The organism is Arcobacter sp. LA11, from assembly GCF_001895145.1.
Taxonomy (GTDB): domain Bacteria; phylum Campylobacterota; class Campylobacteria; order Campylobacterales; family Arcobacteraceae; genus Halarcobacter.
Genome location: NZ_BDIR01000004.1, coordinates 1 through 19,244, shown reverse-complemented (window position 1 = coordinate 19,244; position 19,244 = coordinate 1). Strand labels below are relative to the sequence as shown.

11 protein-coding genes are annotated in these 19,244 nt (G+C 31.0%); all 11 read right to left on the bottom strand.

Translation table 11 applies throughout. The features are described from left to right. The 11 genes from BT997_RS04950 to BT997_RS04900 all read right to left on the bottom strand — a co-directional run bounded on the left by BT997_RS04950 (position 1) and on the right by BT997_RS04900 (position 19,237). Entirely contained in the window at positions 1-999 is a 999-nt protein-coding gene (locus tag BT997_RS04950) for an amidohydrolase family protein (protein ID WP_072680349.1), read from the bottom strand. After that, a complete protein-coding gene (locus BT997_RS04945) occupies positions 999-1,637 on the bottom strand; it encodes a MerR family transcriptional regulator (RefSeq protein WP_072680348.1) in 639 nt (212 codons plus the stop codon). The genes BT997_RS04950 and BT997_RS04945 overlap by 1 nt, the downstream gene beginning before the upstream one ends. Positions 1,638-1,761: 124 nt before the next feature. Continuing rightward, positions 1,762-2,643 carry an EamA family transporter RarD gene (gene rarD / locus BT997_RS04940; RefSeq protein WP_072680347.1) on the bottom strand — a complete coding sequence of 294 codons (882 nt, stop codon included), beginning with the start codon at positions 2,641-2,643 and terminating at the stop codon, positions 1,762-1,764. Positions 2,644-2,718: 75 nt separating this feature from the next. Further along, the gene (locus BT997_RS04935; protein WP_072680346.1) at positions 2,719-2,946 is read right to left on the bottom strand and encodes a thioredoxin family protein; all 228 of its coding nucleotides are present in this window, start codon (positions 2,944-2,946) and stop codon (positions 2,719-2,721) included. Positions 2,947-2,958: 12 nt separating this feature from the next. Then, positions 2,959-3,918 carry a permease gene (locus BT997_RS04930; RefSeq protein ID WP_072680345.1) on the bottom strand — a complete coding sequence of 320 codons (960 nt, stop codon included), beginning with the start codon at positions 3,916-3,918 and terminating at the stop codon, positions 2,959-2,961. Continuing rightward, positions 3,918-4,346, bottom strand: a complete 429-nt coding sequence (locus BT997_RS04925; protein ID WP_072680344.1) for an arsenate reductase ArsC — start codon at positions 4,344-4,346, stop codon at positions 3,918-3,920. The genes BT997_RS04930 and BT997_RS04925 overlap by 1 nt, the downstream gene beginning before the upstream one ends. Positions 4,347-4,368: 22 nt before the next feature. Then, positions 4,369-5,628 carry an arsenic transporter gene (locus BT997_RS04920; protein WP_072680343.1) on the bottom strand — a complete coding sequence of 420 codons (1,260 nt, stop codon included), beginning with the start codon at positions 5,626-5,628 and terminating at the stop codon, positions 4,369-4,371. Between the two features lie 74 nt (positions 5,629-5,702). After that, entirely contained in the window at positions 5,703-6,050 is a 348-nt protein-coding gene (locus tag BT997_RS04915; RefSeq protein WP_072680342.1) for a gamma-glutamylcyclotransferase, read from the bottom strand. Then, positions 6,047-6,358, bottom strand: coding sequence for a metalloregulator ArsR/SmtB family transcription factor (locus BT997_RS04910; protein WP_072680341.1), 312 nt, complete (start codon positions 6,356-6,358; stop codon positions 6,047-6,049). The genes BT997_RS04915 and BT997_RS04910 overlap by 4 nt, the downstream gene beginning before the upstream one ends. 122 nt (positions 6,359-6,480) lie before the next feature. Beyond that, positions 6,481-8,391 (bottom strand): transketolase, encoded by a 1,911-nt coding sequence (gene tkt, locus BT997_RS04905; protein WP_072680340.1) that lies wholly within the window; start codon positions 8,389-8,391, stop codon positions 6,481-6,483. A 136-nt stretch (positions 8,392-8,527) separates the two neighbouring features. Further along, complete coding sequence (locus tag BT997_RS04900; protein ID WP_258239434.1) at positions 8,528-19,237, bottom strand: DUF5801 repeats-in-toxin domain-containing protein; 10,710 nt, start codon at positions 19,235-19,237, stop codon at positions 8,528-8,530. Between the last annotated feature and the right edge of the window lie 7 nt (positions 19,238-19,244).

The window sequence follows — 19,244 nt, the reverse complement described above, 5'->3', positions numbered from 1 at the left end:
TTATTCCTTTATTAATTTTTGCCAGTTTGTATAAATAGGTGAATCTTCTTCAAAGTATTCATTAAAGAAGGCAATATATCTATCAAGTGGGTTTTCTATTTTTTCTAACTCTAATCTTTTCTTTAACCCTAAAGAATTGTATGAAAACATAATTGAAAAGGGAACAGGATAATCTGTACCAAACAAAAGTTTATCATGTATATGTTTTTGATTTTTGGCTAAATCCTCTACAACCTTTGTTCTAAAAAATGCAACAATTGCTGAAAGGTCAGCATATACATTTTCGTGTTTTTCTAAATACTCAATAGTTTTGAAATAATCCTCTCCAAACTTTGAAGTTTCAAAAGAGAAATTATGATGAAGTTTTGATAACTCTTGATTCATAATCATATTTACACCAAAATGTGCAAGAACAACTTTACATCCAACTTCTATTGCACCATTTGCAACTTCAACTTTTTCATACATTGGATTTGATTCAATAGCATGTTCTCCTCCTGTATGGATAATAATAGGTAAATCATAAGATTTTATTTTCTCAAAATAAGGAACATATCTTTTATCATTTATATCAATATCCCAATAGTTTTGTAAAAATTTTGCGCCTTTAAAACCTTCTTGTGCATATTTATCAATTAAATCTAAAGCATCCTCTCTATTTGGGTTAACTGAAAAAAATGGAATAATTTCATTTGGATATTTTTTGTACTCTCTTAAAACATCTTCATTTGAAGAACAAACAGTTTTATCTCTTGAAATCTCTTTTCCTCTTAAGTCAATTTTTGCATCAACAGGAAGAACAACAGATTTTTTTACATAATTAGATGTTTTAATATTATTTATATAAGCATCAACAAAAGCATCGTATTTTCTATTTAATAAATCATCTTTATCAACCCCAAGTTTTTTTGCAAAAATTGAAAGTGCCACTTTGTCATATAGTCTTGAAAAAGAGACATTTGGACTTAATAAATGAGAGTGAAAATCTATAGTTTGCATTATATATCCTTCTTAAATTCTTCAATCGTATGACGATTGAAAATATAAGGTTTAAAAGAATTTAAAATATCAAGAACTAAAACTTCTGGTAAGTATCCAGTTTTTTCAATAACCTTTGTACTTAATTCTCTTTCTAATAAAGCAAGCTTTTTACTTGTTTGTACATACTCTTCAATTAATTGTGATGAAATTTCATAAGCTCTAAGTTCTTTATATACCTTTAAAACTTCAACTTCAGTTTTAAAATATATTTCTCTATCATCTACTAAATCAAGTCTAATTGCTTCATCTAAAAGTTCTTTTTCTAAATCTTTTTTAAATACTGGATTTTTTATTTCACTTGAAATCATTTGAATTGATTGTAAAATAAGCTCAGCTCTATCATCAAAATCAATTTTATAATAATCAAAAAGTTCTTTTATATAATCAATTGAAAAGCTAAGATTGTCTTTGAAATATTTAATAAGATTTAATACAGTAATTGTAATCTCTGGATAATACTTCATATTTCTTGAAGTATTTACTGTATTTGGAAGTAAGCCTTTTTTATGATAAAAAGAAATTGTGTGGTTACTTAGTTGTGTTTCTTCTACTAACTCACTCATTTTATAATATGGTTTTTCATCAATAATTTTCATTTTTAATTCCTAATTTTTACTAAAAGTACAGAGTCAAACTCTTTACTTTTGAAATTATAGAATAAAAATAAATAAAAGTCAAGAGTACAACTCTTTACTTTTTAATTTTGTAACTATTTGGTAATTATTTAGAAGTTTTTTTTCGTAAAGAATCAAGTGAAAAAATCACTAAAGCAATCCATATAAGCGAAAATGTAATTAATTTGTCCATATTAAACTCTTCATTATAAATAAACACTGCTAGTAAAAAAGCACAAGTAGGTCCAATATACTGGAAAAAGCCTAAAGTAGTTAGTTTCATCCTAGTTGCAGCACCATTAAATAAAAGAAGAGGAATAATAGTTATTAATCCACCAAGACTTAACATAATACTTATATATTCTGTAGAGTTTAAAAATGAGATTGTATTATTTGAAACAATATAATATAAATAGATTAATCCAAAAGGAAGCAAGATTAGTGTTTCTACAAATAAGCCTACAATTGAACCTACATTTATTTTTTTTCTAATCATTCCGTAAAAACCAAATGAAAAAGCCAAAATAAGTGAAATAATAGGAATCGAACCAATTGTTATAAGCTGATAAAAAACTGCTAGAAAAGCTATAAAAATAGCTAGATATTGGTTTTTAGTCATTCTTTCACTAAAAAATAAAAATCCTAGTAATACATTTACTAAGGGATTTATATAATATCCAAGTGCAGTTTCCATAATCCTATTATTTGCAACAGCCCAGATAAATACGAGCCAATTTATAGAGATAAAAAAAGTTGAAAGTGCTAAATATTTTAGTTTTTTACTATCTTTTATAAGAGTCTTAAAAATATCAAATTGTTTTGTAATAAATACAAGTGGTATTAAAATTATACATGACCAAATAATTCTATGAATCAACACTTCAACAGGATCAACTGATGCTACTTGTTTGAAATATATTGGGGCAATTGCTCCCCAAAATAAAAATGCTAAAACTGCGTATATTTGGCCTAATCTATTTTCACTCAAATTTTCTCTTTATAATGTTTCTCGAACTATATCTAAAAGTAGCAAAATTTGAGCAATAAAATTACTTTTTTAAAATTAAAAAAATGCTTTTATTTCTTCACTATTTAAAAGTTTTCCTGTAGATTTTACTTCTCCATTTATTACCAAACCAGGAGTATTCATAACACCATATTCCATAATCTTTACCATATCTTCTACTTTTTCAACTTGTGCAAAAACACCCGCATTGGCAACAGCTTTTTTTGCATTTGCAGTTAATGCTTCACATTTTTTACAACCTGTTCCTAAAATCTCTATTTTCATAAATTTACCCTTTTATAAAATTGCGTTAAAAATATAACCTACTAATAAAATAGCACTTCCTACTATACCAAAAAATATACTTATTAATTTTAAAGACATTACCCTTTTTAAAATCATAGCTTCTGGTAAACTTAGGGCTACTACTGCCATCATAAATGATAAAGCAGTTCCTAATAACATTCCTTTTGAAGTAAGTACTTCTATAAGAGGAATCATTCCTGCGGCACTTGAATACATTGGTATTCCCATAACTACACCGATTAAAGGTGCATACCAAGAGTTACCTCCTGCATAATGTGCAATCGTTTCAGCAGGGACATATCCATGAATAAATGCACCTATTGCAATACCTACAATTACATAAAGGTAAATCTTATTAAAGATATCTTTTGTTCCTTCCCACGCTTCGTTTAAATGATTTTTAAAACTATTCTTTTCATTTGTATTATTTCCACAACAAGAAGATGGTTTTATATCTATTAATACTTCTTTTTCTAGATCTAAACTTCCTATTATTAAACCTGCAACAATTGCTATTAATAATGTACACCCTATGTATAATAAAGTAATTTTATATCCAAAAAGAGAAAAAAGAAGTGCAATTACAACTGCATCACTTAAAGGTGCAGATATTAAATAAGAAAAAGTTACTCCTAAAGGAATTCTAGCTTGTAAAAACCCTAAGAAAAGTGGAATAGCACTACATGAACAAAAAGGTGTTAGAATACCAAAAAATGCCGCAAAGATATGTCCTAAAAGTTTATGTTTCCCTTGCAAGTAATCTCTTATTTTTTCAACAGGGAAATAACTTCTTAAAAATGTTACTAAATAAATAATACCAATAAGTAAAATAAAGATTTTTACAGTGTCATAAATAAAAAAATGAATTGATTGTGCTAAGTGAGTTGTTTTATCTAGCCCTATTAAACTGTAAATCAAATAGTCAACAAATTTTTCCCAATAGATAAACATTATAAACCTAATTCTTCTTTAACTCTTGGTAATAAAGTTTCATATATTTCATCATATGTATTTAAAAATGCATCAAACTCTTTTCCATCAGGATCTTCAAAACCTACGTGAATAACCTTTGTAGCTTTAGGAAACATTGGACAAGTTTCATTAGCATTATCACAAACTGTTATTACTAAATCATATTCATTATCTATTACTTTATCAATAGTTTTTGAATGATATTCATCTTTCCAAATCTTTTTTTGTTCTAATAGTTTTTTAGCATTTAAATTTACTCTTCCACTAGCTTTTACACCACTACTATGGCTACTTACACCATCAATAAAAGCATTGATTTGAGCTTCAGCGATAATACTTCTACAACTATTCCCTGTACATAAAATTAAAACTTTTTTATCTTCAGGTAAAATTCCATTTTCATTCATAATTTTTTTCCTTTTTAATTTTTTATAATGCTAATAACACAATTAATAACACAGGCGGTGTTATAATTAAACCAAATTTACTATATTGTGCAAATGAAATATTTACACCTTTCTTAGCTAAAACATGAAGCCATAGAAGAGTTGCTAAAGAACCAAATGGCGTCATTTTAGGACCTAAGTTACATCCAATAATATTTGCATAAGCTAAGGTTTGATTTGGTATATCACCCATATTATCAAGAGCAATATCCATAATCATAACTGTTGGCATATTATTCATAATTGCTGATAAAAAGGCTGATAAGAATCCTGTTCCAATTATTGCAACTGTATCCCCACGTGTAGCTAGATCTTTTAATATAATTGTTAAATAGTCTGTAAGTCCTGCATTTTTTAATCCATATACAACTATATATAATCCAATACTAAACCAAACAACTTGCCAAGGTGCCTCTTTTATAATATGTACAGGCTCTACTGTTTTAAATAGTGTTGCAATAACTAAAAATAAAACTCCACCACCAAGTGCAAATACAGCAACAGGTAAATCATATGCATCTCCTACAAAATATCCGGCAAGTAGTACAGCTAAAAATACCCAAGATATATTAAACAGTGTTTTATTTTTAATTGCACTTTCTGGCTCTTTTAATAAAGAAATATCAACTTTTTTTGGAATGTCTTTTCTTAATATTAGCCATAAAAAAACAATTGATGCAAATACACTAACAATATATGGAATAATCATATTTGAAATATAATCTGCAAATCCTATATTAAAATAGTTTGCAGTTACAATATTTGTAAGATTTGAAAATACAAGTGGTAAAGATGCACTATCAGAAATAAAACCACCTGCTAATAAAAAAGCAATAATTGACTTCATATTTAAATTTAATATTCTCATTTTAGCAAGTAAAATTGGTGTTAATATTAGTGCTGCACCATCATTTGCAAATAAAGCTGAAACAAACGCTCCTAATAAAATAGAATAAACAAACATCCTCAAACCATCACCATTTGAGAACTTTGCCATTTTAAGAGCTGCCCATTCAAAAAAGCCTATTTCATCTAAAACCATAGATAAAATAATAATTCCTATAAAAGATAGAGTTGCATCCCAAACTATATCTGTTACAATCAGGACATCTGAAAAACTTACAACTCCAGCAATTAGCGCAACAATTGCTCCAATTACTGCTGTTGTTCCTATTTGTAAATCTCGTGGTTGCCAAATCACAAAAATAAGTGTAATAATAAAAATTCCACTTGCTAAAATCATTCTATATTTTCCTTTTACATTTTAATAAATCAAGATATATTGATATATCTTTCAAAAAAAGAGAAAGCTATTGCTTACTCTTCTACTTCTTCTACACTTGCTTTTAATACATATATATAAGTATCAACATCAAGCTCATCATAACGCTCTACTGTAACTGGATATCGTTGAAATTCAGCACCTTCAAATTCATCTAATCTATCCCAATGATTTATCAAATTTGATGAATAAAAAAGATAACCATGTACAGTATCTTCTCCATCAAGTTTTATTCCAGGATATCCCATAGAAGCTGACCAACCTACTGGAACAAGCTTTCCTTTTACTGTTGCTGGTACAAATTTACCTACAACCTCTTCCAAAACATGTCCATTTGGACAATTTGGCATTAATGTTCCATAAACAAAAAGTGTTTCTGTCATTTTGTAGTACAAGCCTTTATTATATTTGGTAACTCTATATCAAGAGTCATAATTTCTTTAATTGATACTGTTCTAAATTCATCAAGAGGAGTTCTAACAGAATAATAAGCCCAACGACCTTCCCTATCAACTCTTAAAAACCCAGCTTCTTTTAAAATCTTTAGATGTCTAGATAATCTTGATTGAATCATATCAAAAGAGTGTTCTAAATCACATACACAACATTTACCATGAATATTTATAAATTTTAGTAATTTTACTCTAGTCTCATCATTCAATGCAGAAACAGATTTTAAAAAAATATCCATAATTTTTCCTTTGATTTTTAAAAGTATAGCAGAATACTTTTTATATATCAAGATATATTGATATATAATTTATAAAAAAAGTAGAATAAGAAAACTCTATTCTACTTTTTTTATTTTTAATTCTATAAATCGTTTTTAATTCTTTCTACTAATGATTCAATAGTAAATCCAAACTCTTTAAATAAGTCTCCAGCAGGACCTGAAGCTCCAAATGTATCCATACCATAAACTACATCTGCAAATTTATAATATTCCATACCACGTGCTGCTTCAACTGCAAATACTTTTGTATTTGGATCAATAATAGAATCAATATACTCTCTATCTTGTTCAACAAGTAAGTCAAAACAAGGAACAGAAACAATATTTGCTTTAATTCCTGCATCTTCTAATTTACAAGCTGATTGCATAGCTAACATAAGTTCAGAACCAGATGCCATAATTGTAACTGTAGCACCTTCTCTTTTCTTAATTAAATATCCACCATTTGCAACAGTTCCTACTTCTTTAGTATCTTTTAATACTCTAAGACCTTGTCTAGAACATACAAAAGCAGAAGGAGCATTTAATTTTAATGCAACTTTCCATGACTCTACATTTTCAGTCGCATCAGCTGGTCTAAATGTATAGAAATTTGGTAATGCTCTAAATTGAGATAAGTGTTCAATTGGTTGATGAGTTGGTCCATCTTCACCAACACCAATAGAATCATGTGTCCAAACAAAATGTTGTGGAATAGAAGCTAAGGCTGCAATTCTTGCACTTGGTTTTAAATAATCTGAGAATACAAAAAATGTAGCAGAGAATACTCTATATAGTCCATATAAGTTCATCGCATTTGTCATTGCTGCCATTGCATGCTCTTTGATACCAAAATGGATATTTTTTCCATTTGGAAAATCACCCATACCTTTTAGTTCTGTTTTATTTGATGGAGCAAGGTCCGCTGAACCACCTAAGAAACCAGGAATTGCAGTTGCAATTGCATTTAAGATTTTATGATTTGAATCTCTTGTTGCAACAGATGAATCTGCTTCAAACTCTGGATAAACAATAGAGTCAAAATCAGGGTTTTGTAACTCTTCAATTTTTGCTTTTGACTCAGCACTTAAAGAATTTGTCCATGCATTTTCTGCTTCAACACCTTTGATTAATTTATCAAATGCACCTTTTATGTCATAAGGAACTGCAAATGTTTCTTCAGGGTCAAAACCAGCTTTGATTTTCGAAGCTTTAATTTCATCTTCACCTAATGGCGCACCATGAGTATGATGACTTCCTTCCATACTTGCAGCACCTTTTCCAATTGCAGTATTTGCAATAATTAGTGCTGGTTTAGAAGAAGCTTTTGCTGCAACTATTGCTTTATCAATTTGATCAAAATTATGTCCATCAATTTCAAATACTTCAAAATCAATTGCTTGGAATCTTTTCTTAACATTTTCGCTCCATGCAATAGATGTATCACCTTCAATTGTAATATTATTAGAATCATAAATTACTACTAAGTTATCTAATTTTAAATGCCCTGCTGTTGCACAAGCTTCATATGAGATTCCCTCTTGTAAATCTCCATCTCCACATAAACAATATACCTTGTGATTGATAACATCTTTACCTAAAGTGTTTTGTGCATATTTTGCAGCCATTGCAAAACCAACTGCATTTGAGATACCTTGACCTAAAGGTCCAGTTGTAATTTCAATACCATGAGTATGTCCATATTCAGGATGACCTGGAGTTTTAGAATTTAATTGTCTAAATTCTCTCATATCAGGTAAACTTACATTAAATCCCCAAAGATGTAATAAAGAATAAACTAAACCAGTAGCATGTCCACCACTAAATACAAGTCTATCTCTATTTAGCCATTTTTCATTTGCAGGGTTTAAGTTTAAATGAGAACTTAATACTGTTGCAATATCAGCCATTCCCATTGGTGCACCCGGATGTCCTGAGTTTGCTTTTTGAACCATATCAGCAGCTAGAAACCTAATTGTATCTGCTTGTTTTTGAAGAAGTTGTTTTGACATAATTTTCCTAATTATTGTGGATTGTGTGTGTTATATATTGTTGCGATTATAGCTAAAAATTGTTAAATAGTTTTTGAAGTAAATTAGAAAGATTTTAAGAGAAAAGGAAAAACTCCTTTTCTTCTTAAATTAAATATTAAAGGTCTGGGTCTACAGAAACATCTTCATCAATTAATACCTTGATATTTGAAGTTCCAGCTGTTCCACCTTTGTAAACATTAAATGTTTCACCATTTATAGTTTCTGTTCCAGCTTTATCCCAAGCTGCATCTCCACCTTCAAGAACAATTTCATCTCCATCTTCACCGAAGATTTTTAATTCTTTCTCTGCATTTGCACTATCATCTAAATCTACAATATCTTGAAGATCAAGTTTAAGTGTATTTGATTCACCGTTTGTCATATCAATTACATCCGCTTTGTTATTGTTAATTGCAGATGTTAAATCAATAGTATCATCATCAGATGCTGCATAGTTTTCGATAATTGAATTATCAACAGCGATAACATCTTCACCTGTTGTACTATTAGTAAATGAAACTGTTGCAGTAATATCAAAGTCTGGCGTAGTTGCATCTGGCATAGTTAATGTTAAATCCGTTAACTGTGTATCATCTAATGTCCAAGTTCCATCTACATTTTTAGTACCTGCACTTAAAATACCATCATTTGGTACATTTGATAATGTAATATCAGAAACAGTATTTGCACTACTATTGTCAGTATCAATTAAATCAACGTCAATAGTAACAGGGTACGTATATCCTGTTGAACCAGTATTTTGAATGATATCATTTTTAGTTGTGTACATTGTATGGATTTGATCTGCACTTAATTCACAACCATATAATGATACATCATCCATATCACCAGAATATGGATTTGTTAAGTTATTTGCAACTTGATCTCCACTTTGATTTTGTGCAATTCCTAAAGTAATAGGTTCTTCATTATTTGCAATACCACCAGTATAAGAGTTAGTATCAACTAAAACACCATCAAAGTATAATTTCATTCCTTCTGAACCAAAACTAAATGATACATGGTGCCATTCATTTAATTGGAATGAATTTGCATCAGTTCTTACATAGTATTCATTATTATCACTTTGTAATCTTACTTCAATTCTTCCATCACTTAAAGTTTTAATATTTAAATGTCCACCATCATCATATCCTGATGAATCTTTTGAGAACAATCCAGCATCACCAATATGTCCTGTATCTCTAAACCAAAATGAAACAGTACCATTATCTACTTCATAAGCATTATCATGGTCAATTACACCATACCCTTGTCCTGATTTCCAGAAGTGAGTAGCTGTACTACTTCCATCTATTCCCGCTTGATTTAATTTATAACCACCATAATATGTACCATCATTATCATTTGTAGAGATGTCATCTAATTTAGTAGAGCCAACTGTATCTCCAAGTTTCCAAATACCTAATGGATCTGGACAATTTGAAGGGCAAACTGTTGGATTACCAATTTCAATATCAATAGATAATGAATCAGTTTCTACTATTACAACTTTTACATTTGAAGTTGCAGTATCTCCATCAGCATCACTTACTGTAAATGGTAATTCAATACTATCAATTCCTGAATTTGGTGCTAACTTACTAATCTCATAAGTTGGATTATTAGTCTCAATATCTTGAGCTTCTAATTTAGCAACAACTTTATTTGATGCATCTTTACCAACAATTTCTAATCCATTTGCAGATACAGTCCAAATAATTGCTGCATTTGTTACACCATTTACTTTGATATCATTTGTATTCCAAGTAAATGCTAATTTATCGCCATCAAGTTTTACACCTGTACCATCAGCTGCTCCATCTGCACCAAATGTAAAGTCTAATTGACCTTCAAATACTTTTGGAGTTGCAGTATTAACTAAAACTTGAGGTAAGTTATTAATATCTGATACATCTAAAATATGGTCTGCATCATCAGTTAATGTTATTGGCGATAACTTATCAGTATCAATGCTTCCACCAATATCAATTGCATATACATCATCAAATGTTGATGCAAATGCTTCCCATTTAGCTTGAGATGCTGCATCAATTGGTCCTTGATTAACAATAACAGGATTTCCATTACTATCAACTTCTACATCGTCACCATTTAGATTAATACCTCTATTTGGATTACCATCTGTTAAGAAGTACATATACGATTCTGCACCTGGATTTGGAACAGTTCCTGTTTCATAGTTATCTTCTGTAATAGCTAATGCATGTTCAAAGTTTGTATATCCATCTCCATCATTTAAACTATTTAAATAAGTAATTGCTTGAGAAGCTGTCATCCAACCATCAGCATTACCTGCAATATTGATACTTTCTGCTGATGTGCTAAATGTGTTAATTTGAACCATAACATCTTGGTTGTTATTTACATATTCGTTAATTAAATCTATAGTTGCATCTGTTGCAATATCTAATCTACTATTTCCATTAGATACATTGCTATCCATACTTCCTGATACATCTATTGTAAATACAAGATTAACTGGATTTTCAAGTGCAGTTGTATGAATAGTTAAACAAGTATCATCAGATTCGGCAATATCATCAGCAATTTTAACTTTTATAGAATCAGTTTCAAAATCACCATTTGAATCTGTTACTTTTACTTCATAATGCATATCAAATGTGTTATTGTCAATTCTATCTTCAACATCCATTTGAGGATGATCAACTACATCTAGTAATGTATAAGTATATGTATCATTTGCAACATCTAATTCAATAGTAAATACATCTCTACCATCAGAAGAAACACCTGTCATAGTTTGACCATTGTTACTTAACTCGATAGTTATATCTTTACCTTGAGATGTTAAATCAGTTGTTTGACCTGAAACAAATTCTACAGTTCCAGCTCCATCATTACCAAAGTCTACATTTAAAGATTTAGTAACAACTTCATTATTTGCATATCCATCAGTATCAGCTGTATCAATTAATTTATCTTCATCAACTTCTACTGGTCCAGCAATATCAATTGTTGGAGTATCATTTACAGGAACAACTACATCAATATTTAGATTTGCTGTTACACTATCACCATCACCATCAGTTACAGTATATGGTACTTTAATATCTTCAATTCCACTATCTTTATCTAATTGTGTAATTTCATATTTTGGATTATCTGATAAGATATCTTTTGCTTCTAGTTTAACTACTGTTTCACCTGCAATCGTACCTGTTAATACTTTACCATTTGAAGAAACTACCCATACTACAGCTACTGTAGCACCGTTTGCATCAGTTGCTGTTGGAGTTTCCCAAGTAAATGCTAATTTATCACCATCAAGTTTTACATTAGTTCCATCTGCTGCTCCATCTGCACCAAAGTCAAAGTCTAAACTTCCAGTTTCAAATACAACTGTATTTTGTAATGTAGCAGAAAGATCTGCTGGATTATCAACTTCAATTACATTTGAAGAAACTTGTGAAAGATAAGTTGTACTTACATTTGTACCAATTCCTACAGCATATGTACCTGCAATGTTATTTGTTGGATTATTAACAAATGCATTCCAACTATTTTCATATGAAGTATCAATAAAGTCATCAATGCCATCTTGCGTATCACCAGCTGTTACATCATCAGGAGTTGTAGTTGAATCATCCATTTCTACTGTTGGGTTTCCATCAGATAAGAAGTATGCATAAGTTTTTCCACCATTTGGAGAAACACTATAGTTTGCTTCTGTTGTTTGAAGAGCATCTTCATAGTTTGTCCATCCACCATCAGATAATGTATTTAAGAATGTTTCTAATTCAGATGCAGTCATCCAAGCACCAGTTCCACTTGCAGTCGTACTAAATGTATTAACTTGAACTAAAACATCATGTCCTAAGTTTTTATATTCAGCAACTAGATCTTCCATTGCTTCTTTTGCTATAGTTAATCTATCTTTACCAGTACCACTTACTTCTTCACCCATACTTCCAGATACATCTAATGTAAATACAAGATTTACAGGATCTGGGTTTAAATCAATAGTTGCAGAAGCATCAGCTGCAGAAGGAATATCATCTGCAATTGTTACATTCAATGTATCAGTAATTGTTTTTTCAGAATTTGATACTTCAATTACTAATGGAAGATTAACTGTATCTTCTGAGTTCATTACTGGATGATCAACTTGTCCTTTTAGTTCAAAAGTATAAGATTTCCCATCAGCAGCGATTGTTGCTACAAATACTGCTTCACCATTTGCCATACCAGTTATAGTTTTGTCAGAGTTACTATAAACTAAATCTATTGAATCACCTTCAGAAGTTAAAGTCGTAGTTTGTCCGTCTTTAAATGTAATAGTATCTGCACCTACAGTAGTAATATCTCCTGTATCAACATTTTGATTTGCTACAGCATCAGTATCTGGGTCAGTTTGATTTCCTACATTAGGGATAAAGTCTTCATCTACTTGTGTATTCTCAACATCAATAGATAAAGCATCTGTTTTACCATTAATAGTAATTTTTAAAGTTGTACTATCTTGGTCTCCATCTTTATCTTCAATTGTATAGTTAAATACTTCTTCTAGTTTATCTCCATCAGTTAATGCATCCACAGTTGGGTTCGTATTATCTAATTCATATGTATAACTACCATCATCATTTAAGATAAGCTTTCCATATAAACCTTGAATTTCACTTCCAACTGTACCAGCAGTACCTCCAAATTCTACACCAACAACCACAGTATCATTTACACCATGTTTATCAGCACCACTGTCATCTGCAACATCATTTGCAGAACCACCAGTAACTACATTACCACTTACAGTTAAGCTATTTTCATCTATAGAATTTTCATCTGCTTTAGCATCTGGCGTATCATCAATAATTTTAATTTTTAATGAACCATTAGTAATATCTCCATCAGAATCTTTCAATTCTAAATTAATATTATCAATGATTTCAACACCTGGTGCCGTTGTATGATCTAAGTTATCTTTTAATGTATATTCATAACTTACCTCACCTGTTGTTTGATCATATCCTGTAATTACAAGATTACCTTCAACTGTATCTATTGGGCTTGATGGTGTTGTATTTGTAGCAAGAAGTTCTGCTTCTGTAAATACAACTGTACCTATTGTAACAGTTGCTATACCATCAGGAGAAGTAACTTTAAACTTACCTATTGCAATTTCACTATCATCACTTGGATTATCTAAACCTTTTTCATATACAGTGTTTGTATCACCAAGAACTGTTGGGTTACTATCTGTTGTAATATCAATAGTAACATTTGAAGAAGTACTATCTCCATCTGCATCAGTTACAGTAAATGGAATATCCAATGTTGCTACATCTAAAGTAGGAGAAATCTCAGTGATATCATAAGTTTTAGTAGTTAAATCCGCTTCTATTTTAATGACTACATCTGTTCCATCTTTACCAATTAATGTTTTACCATCAGAAGAAACTTCCCAAGTTAAAGTTAAAGCAGCTCCATTTGAATCTGTACCAGTTGCTGTTCCCCATACAAATGATAATTTATCTGCATCTGGGTTAATGCCCGTTCCATCAGCTGGACCATCTGCACCAAAGTCATAATCTAGTGTATTTGTTCCACCAGTATGTGTTACCGTTACATTTGTATTTACTGTTGAAATCAATGTATCTGATAAATCAGAGAAGTCAATCACTTTTTGAGCTGGATGTCCTGTAGTATCAGCATCACCAACTACATTTGTAATATCTTCTAAACTTCCTCTATCATTTCCATCTAGATCTGCATTTGCTCCCATTCCAATTACAAATACATCATCAAATTCTGCATTTGCAAAATCTTTCCAAGCATTGATATTATTATCAGCATCTCCTGAAGTTGGAACTCCATCAGATAAGAAATAGAATACATCTTGAGTTGATGATGGCTCTGGATCACCTGCTGTATCATATGTATCCATTACTTCTTGTAATGCTGCTTCATAGTTTGTACTTCCACTTGCAGTTGTAATATTATCAATTGCATCTTTAGCACCTTGAACATCGTTTGAAATCCAAGCTTCACTTGATGAACCTGCATTAAATGTTACAATTTTAACATTTACTTGTCCAAGTTTCGAATACTCTTCTATTAAATTTTGTGCTGCAGTTTTTTGGATTTCAAGATTTTGCCCCTGCATACTTCCTGAAATATCTAATACTACTGTTAAGTTTGTAATAATTGGATCTACATTTACTTTAACATCTAAATCTGTAGAACTTGCATCAGGTGTATCATCAGTAAATTGAAGATTACTACCTATATTTATTGTTTCTGTATCACTAGCTGTATCACCATCTTTATCTGTAATAGTTACTGTCGCACTTAATTTAATTAAGTCATCAACTAATGTTGCAAGATTCGCATCATTGTTTGTTGCATCACCATCTGCATTTTCATCTACATGGTCAATTGTTTCACTTTGTTTAAGTGTTACAACACCATTTGCATCAACAGATACTTTAAATACTTCTGTTGAACCAGCAGTTCCTATTACTTCACCATTCACAAGACTAAGAGTAATTGCTACACCTTGACTTGTTAATCCTGAATCTGTTCCATTTACAGCTTCTAATTTATATTCTGTTTCTGCTTTTGCTAATCCATCTTCTCCCGCAGTTTGACCTGAAGGTAAAGTTTGGATAAACGTTGCACCAAAATTATATGTTGATGAAGCAGTATCAGAAGCAGTACCTTTAGTATCTACATCATCTGTTCTTAAAATAACTTGTTCTTCATTTTTAGAATAAATATCTACTGTTGGTCCATCATCTTTAAATACTAGATTTTTACCAATGTCTAATGTAGCACTATCTTCTGCTTTATCACCATCATTATCTGTTAATACATCTGTTCTAGTTAATGTTACTAAATCATCTGCTTGTAAACTTACTTCATCATCTGGATTTGTTGCATCTGGATGTTTTAATGCTCTTTGTTGATCAAGTGTTACTTCTGCTGTAGTTTCATTTACAGATACAGTAAATACTAATACACCACCAGTTTCTGTTCTACCTTCAATTACTCCTGATGCATTTTCTGTTAATACAACTTTTTCACCTGTTGCAACATCGACTAATCCACTATCTGCTCCATTTGCTTTAACATCTAGTGTATATTTAGTACTTGATTTTGATGTATCTTCACCATCAGCTCCTGCATCAGAACTCATTACAGTAAACATTCCTGCAAAATTAGCTTTAGCATCTACTGTTAAGTTTGTCTCATCTACTGTTAATGTTGGTTCAGTAATATTTGTTTTCTTAACATCTACTGCTGGTCCATCATCTTTAAATAATAAGTTCTTACCAATATCAATACTTTCAGAATCTGTAGCTTTATCACCATCATTATCTGTTAATACATCTGTTCTTGTTAATGTAACTAAATCATCTGCTGTTAAACTTACTTCATCATCTGGATTTGTTGCATCTGGATGAGTTAATGCTCTTTTTTGATCAAGTGTTACTTCACCAGTTGTAGCATCTACAGACACTGTAAATACTAATTCACCTGTAGTTTCTGTTCTTCCTTCTACTACTCCTGATACTGTTTCAGTTAATAATACTTTTTCACCTGTTGCAATATCTACTAATCCTGTATCTGCATTTGCTGCTTTTACATCTAATGTATATTCAGTACTTGATTTTGAAGCATCTTTTCCATCTGCTCCTGCATCTTCTGTTGAAGTAAACATTGCTGCAAAATTAGCTTTAGCATCTACTGTTAAGTCTGTCTCATCTACTGTTAATGTTGGCTCTATTGCATTTGTTTTAGTCACATCTACTGCTGGTCCATCATCTTTAAATAATAAGTTCTTACCAATATCAATACTTTCAGAATCTGTAGCTTTATCACCATCATTATCTGTTAATACATCTGTTCTTGTTAATGTAACTAAATCATCTGCTGTTAAACTTACTTCATCATCTGGATTTGTTGCATCTGGATGAGTTAATGCTCTTTTTTGATCAAGTGTAACTTCACCAGTTGTTTCATTTACAGATACTGTAAATACTAATTCACCTGTAGTTTCTGTTCTACCTTCTACTACTCCTGATGCATTTTCTGTTAATACAACTTTTTCACCTGTTGCAATATCTACTAATCCTGTATCTGCATTTACTGCTTTTACATCTAATGTATATTCAGTACTTGATTTTGAAGCATCTTTTCCATCTGCTCCTGCATCTTCTGTTGAAGTAAACATTCCTGCAAAACTTGCTTTAGCATCTACTGTTAAGTCTGTCTCATCTACTGTTAATGTTGGCTCTATTGCATTTGTTTTAGTCACATCTACTGTAGGTACATCATCTATAATATCAACAATAACTGTTCCAGTACTTGTATCTCCATCTGGATCTTTTATTTCTAAACTAATAGTATCTACAATTATTTGTCCTGGTGCAGTTGTATGAGGTAAATTATCTTTTAATGTATATTCATAAGAAACTTCACCTAATGCTTTGTCATAACCAGTAATAACCATTAGACCTTCAACAGTATCAATTGGACTTGATGGCGTTGTATTTGTAGCAAGAAGTTCTGCTTCTGTGAATACAACTCCACCGATTGTAATAGTTGCAATACCATCTGGAGATTTAACTTTAACTACTCCTGTATCTTTTTCACTATTATCAATTGGATCATCTAATCCTTTTTCATATACTGTATTTTTATCTCCAATAATTTCTGGATTACCATCAGGTACGATATCAATAGTAACTTTTGAAGTAGTACTATCTCCATCTGCATCTGTTACAGTAAATGGAATCTCTAATGTCGCAATATCTAAAGTAGGAGAAATCTCTACAATATCATAAGTTTTAGTACTTAAGTTTGCTTCTATCTTAATAACTGTATCTGTTCCATCTTTACCAATTAATGTTTTACCATCTGAAGAAACTTCCCATGTTAATGTTAAAGCAGCTCCATTTGAATCTGTTCCAGTTGCTGTTCCCCATACAAATGATAACTTATCTGCATCTGGATTAATTCCTGTTCCATCAGCTGGTCCATCAGCTCCAAAATCATAATCTAATGTATTTGTTCCACCAGTGTGAATAACTGTTACATTTGTATTTACTGTTGAAATTAATGTATCTGATAAATCAGAGAAGTCAATTACTTTTACAGCTGGATGTCCTGTAGTATCTGCATCACCAACTACATTTGTAATATCTTCTAAACTCCCTCTATCATTTCCATCTAAATCAGCATTTGCACCCATTCCAATTACAAATACATCATCAAACTCTGCATTTGCAAAATCTTTCCAAGCATTAATATTATTATCAGCATCACCTACTGTTGGTACTCCATCTGATAAGAAGTAGAATACATCTTGAGTTGAAGATGGCTCTGGATCGCCTACCGTATCATAACTAGTCATTACTTCATCTAAAGCTGCTTCATAGTTTGTATTTCCACTTGCAGTTGTAATATTTGTGATTGCATCTTTTGCACCTTGAACATCATTTGTTATCCAAGCTTCACTTGAAGAACCTGCATTAAATGTTACAATTTTAACATTTACTTGTCCAAGTTTTGAATACTCTTCAATTAAATTTTGTGCAGCTGTTTTTTGAATCTCAAGTTTTTGTCCTGACATACTTCCTGAAATATCAAGTACGATTGTTAAGTTTGTAATTACTGGATCTACATCTAATTTCACATCTAAATCAGTGTCACTCGCACTTGGTGTATCATCTGTAAATTTAAGATTTGATCCAATATTTACTGTTTCTGTATCACTTGCAGTATCTCCATCTGCATCTGTAATTTCAACTGTTGCACTAAGTTTAATTAAGTTATCAGTTAATGTTGCAAGATTCGCATCGTTGTTTGTTGCATCACCATCTGCATTTTCATCTACATGATCAATTGGTTCATTTTGAGTAAGTGTTACTTGTCCTGTAGTTTTATTTACAGAAACTGTAAATACTTCTATTGAACCAGCAGTTCCTACTACTTCCCCATTTACAAGACTAAGAGTAATTGCTACACCTTGACTTGTTAATCCTGAATCTGTTCCGTCTACAGCTTCTAATTTATATTCTATCTCAGTTTTACCTGCCCCATCTGTTCCATAACCAGAAGTTGGAGAAACACTGAATACTCCACTAAAGCTAGCTGTTGTTACATCTGTATCAGAAGCAGCACCTTTTGTATCTATATCATCTGTTTTTAAAATAACTTTTGAGTCATCACCTTTTAACATATTTGCACTTGGTCCATCATCTAAGATATTAAATTGTGCTACATCTTCTGTATCTTCACTTGACACTAATTTAACTGATGCTGTATCTGTATCTCCATCTGCATCTGTTACTGTTTGTGTTAATACTATTGATACATCTTCATTAGCTAATTTAGATAATGCAATACCTTCTGCATCATTATGATCACTTGTATCATCATGCCAAATATTTTTAGTTTGAGTAAATGTTACTACTCCATTTGCATCTGTACTGATTGTAAAATAAACTTCACCATTTGCTTTACCTTCGATAACTCCTGATGCATTTACAGACATAATGATTTCATCACCTTGTCCGATTTCATCACCATCTGTAGTAACTGTATCAGTTGCATCTAGTGCATATAATCCTGACCCAAGTGTTAAAATTGTTCCTGCTGAGTTAGTTAAGCTTAATGAATAAGATACACTTCCTGCTCCATCTGTTCCATAGTTTGCTGTTGATACTCCACCAACTAAAACTGTTGAGAATAGGCTTGAGAAATCTGCTTTTGAAGATCTATCTCCATTATCATCTGCTGGAGAATCCACTCCTTCAGTTTCATCTACTGTTAATGTTATATTATTA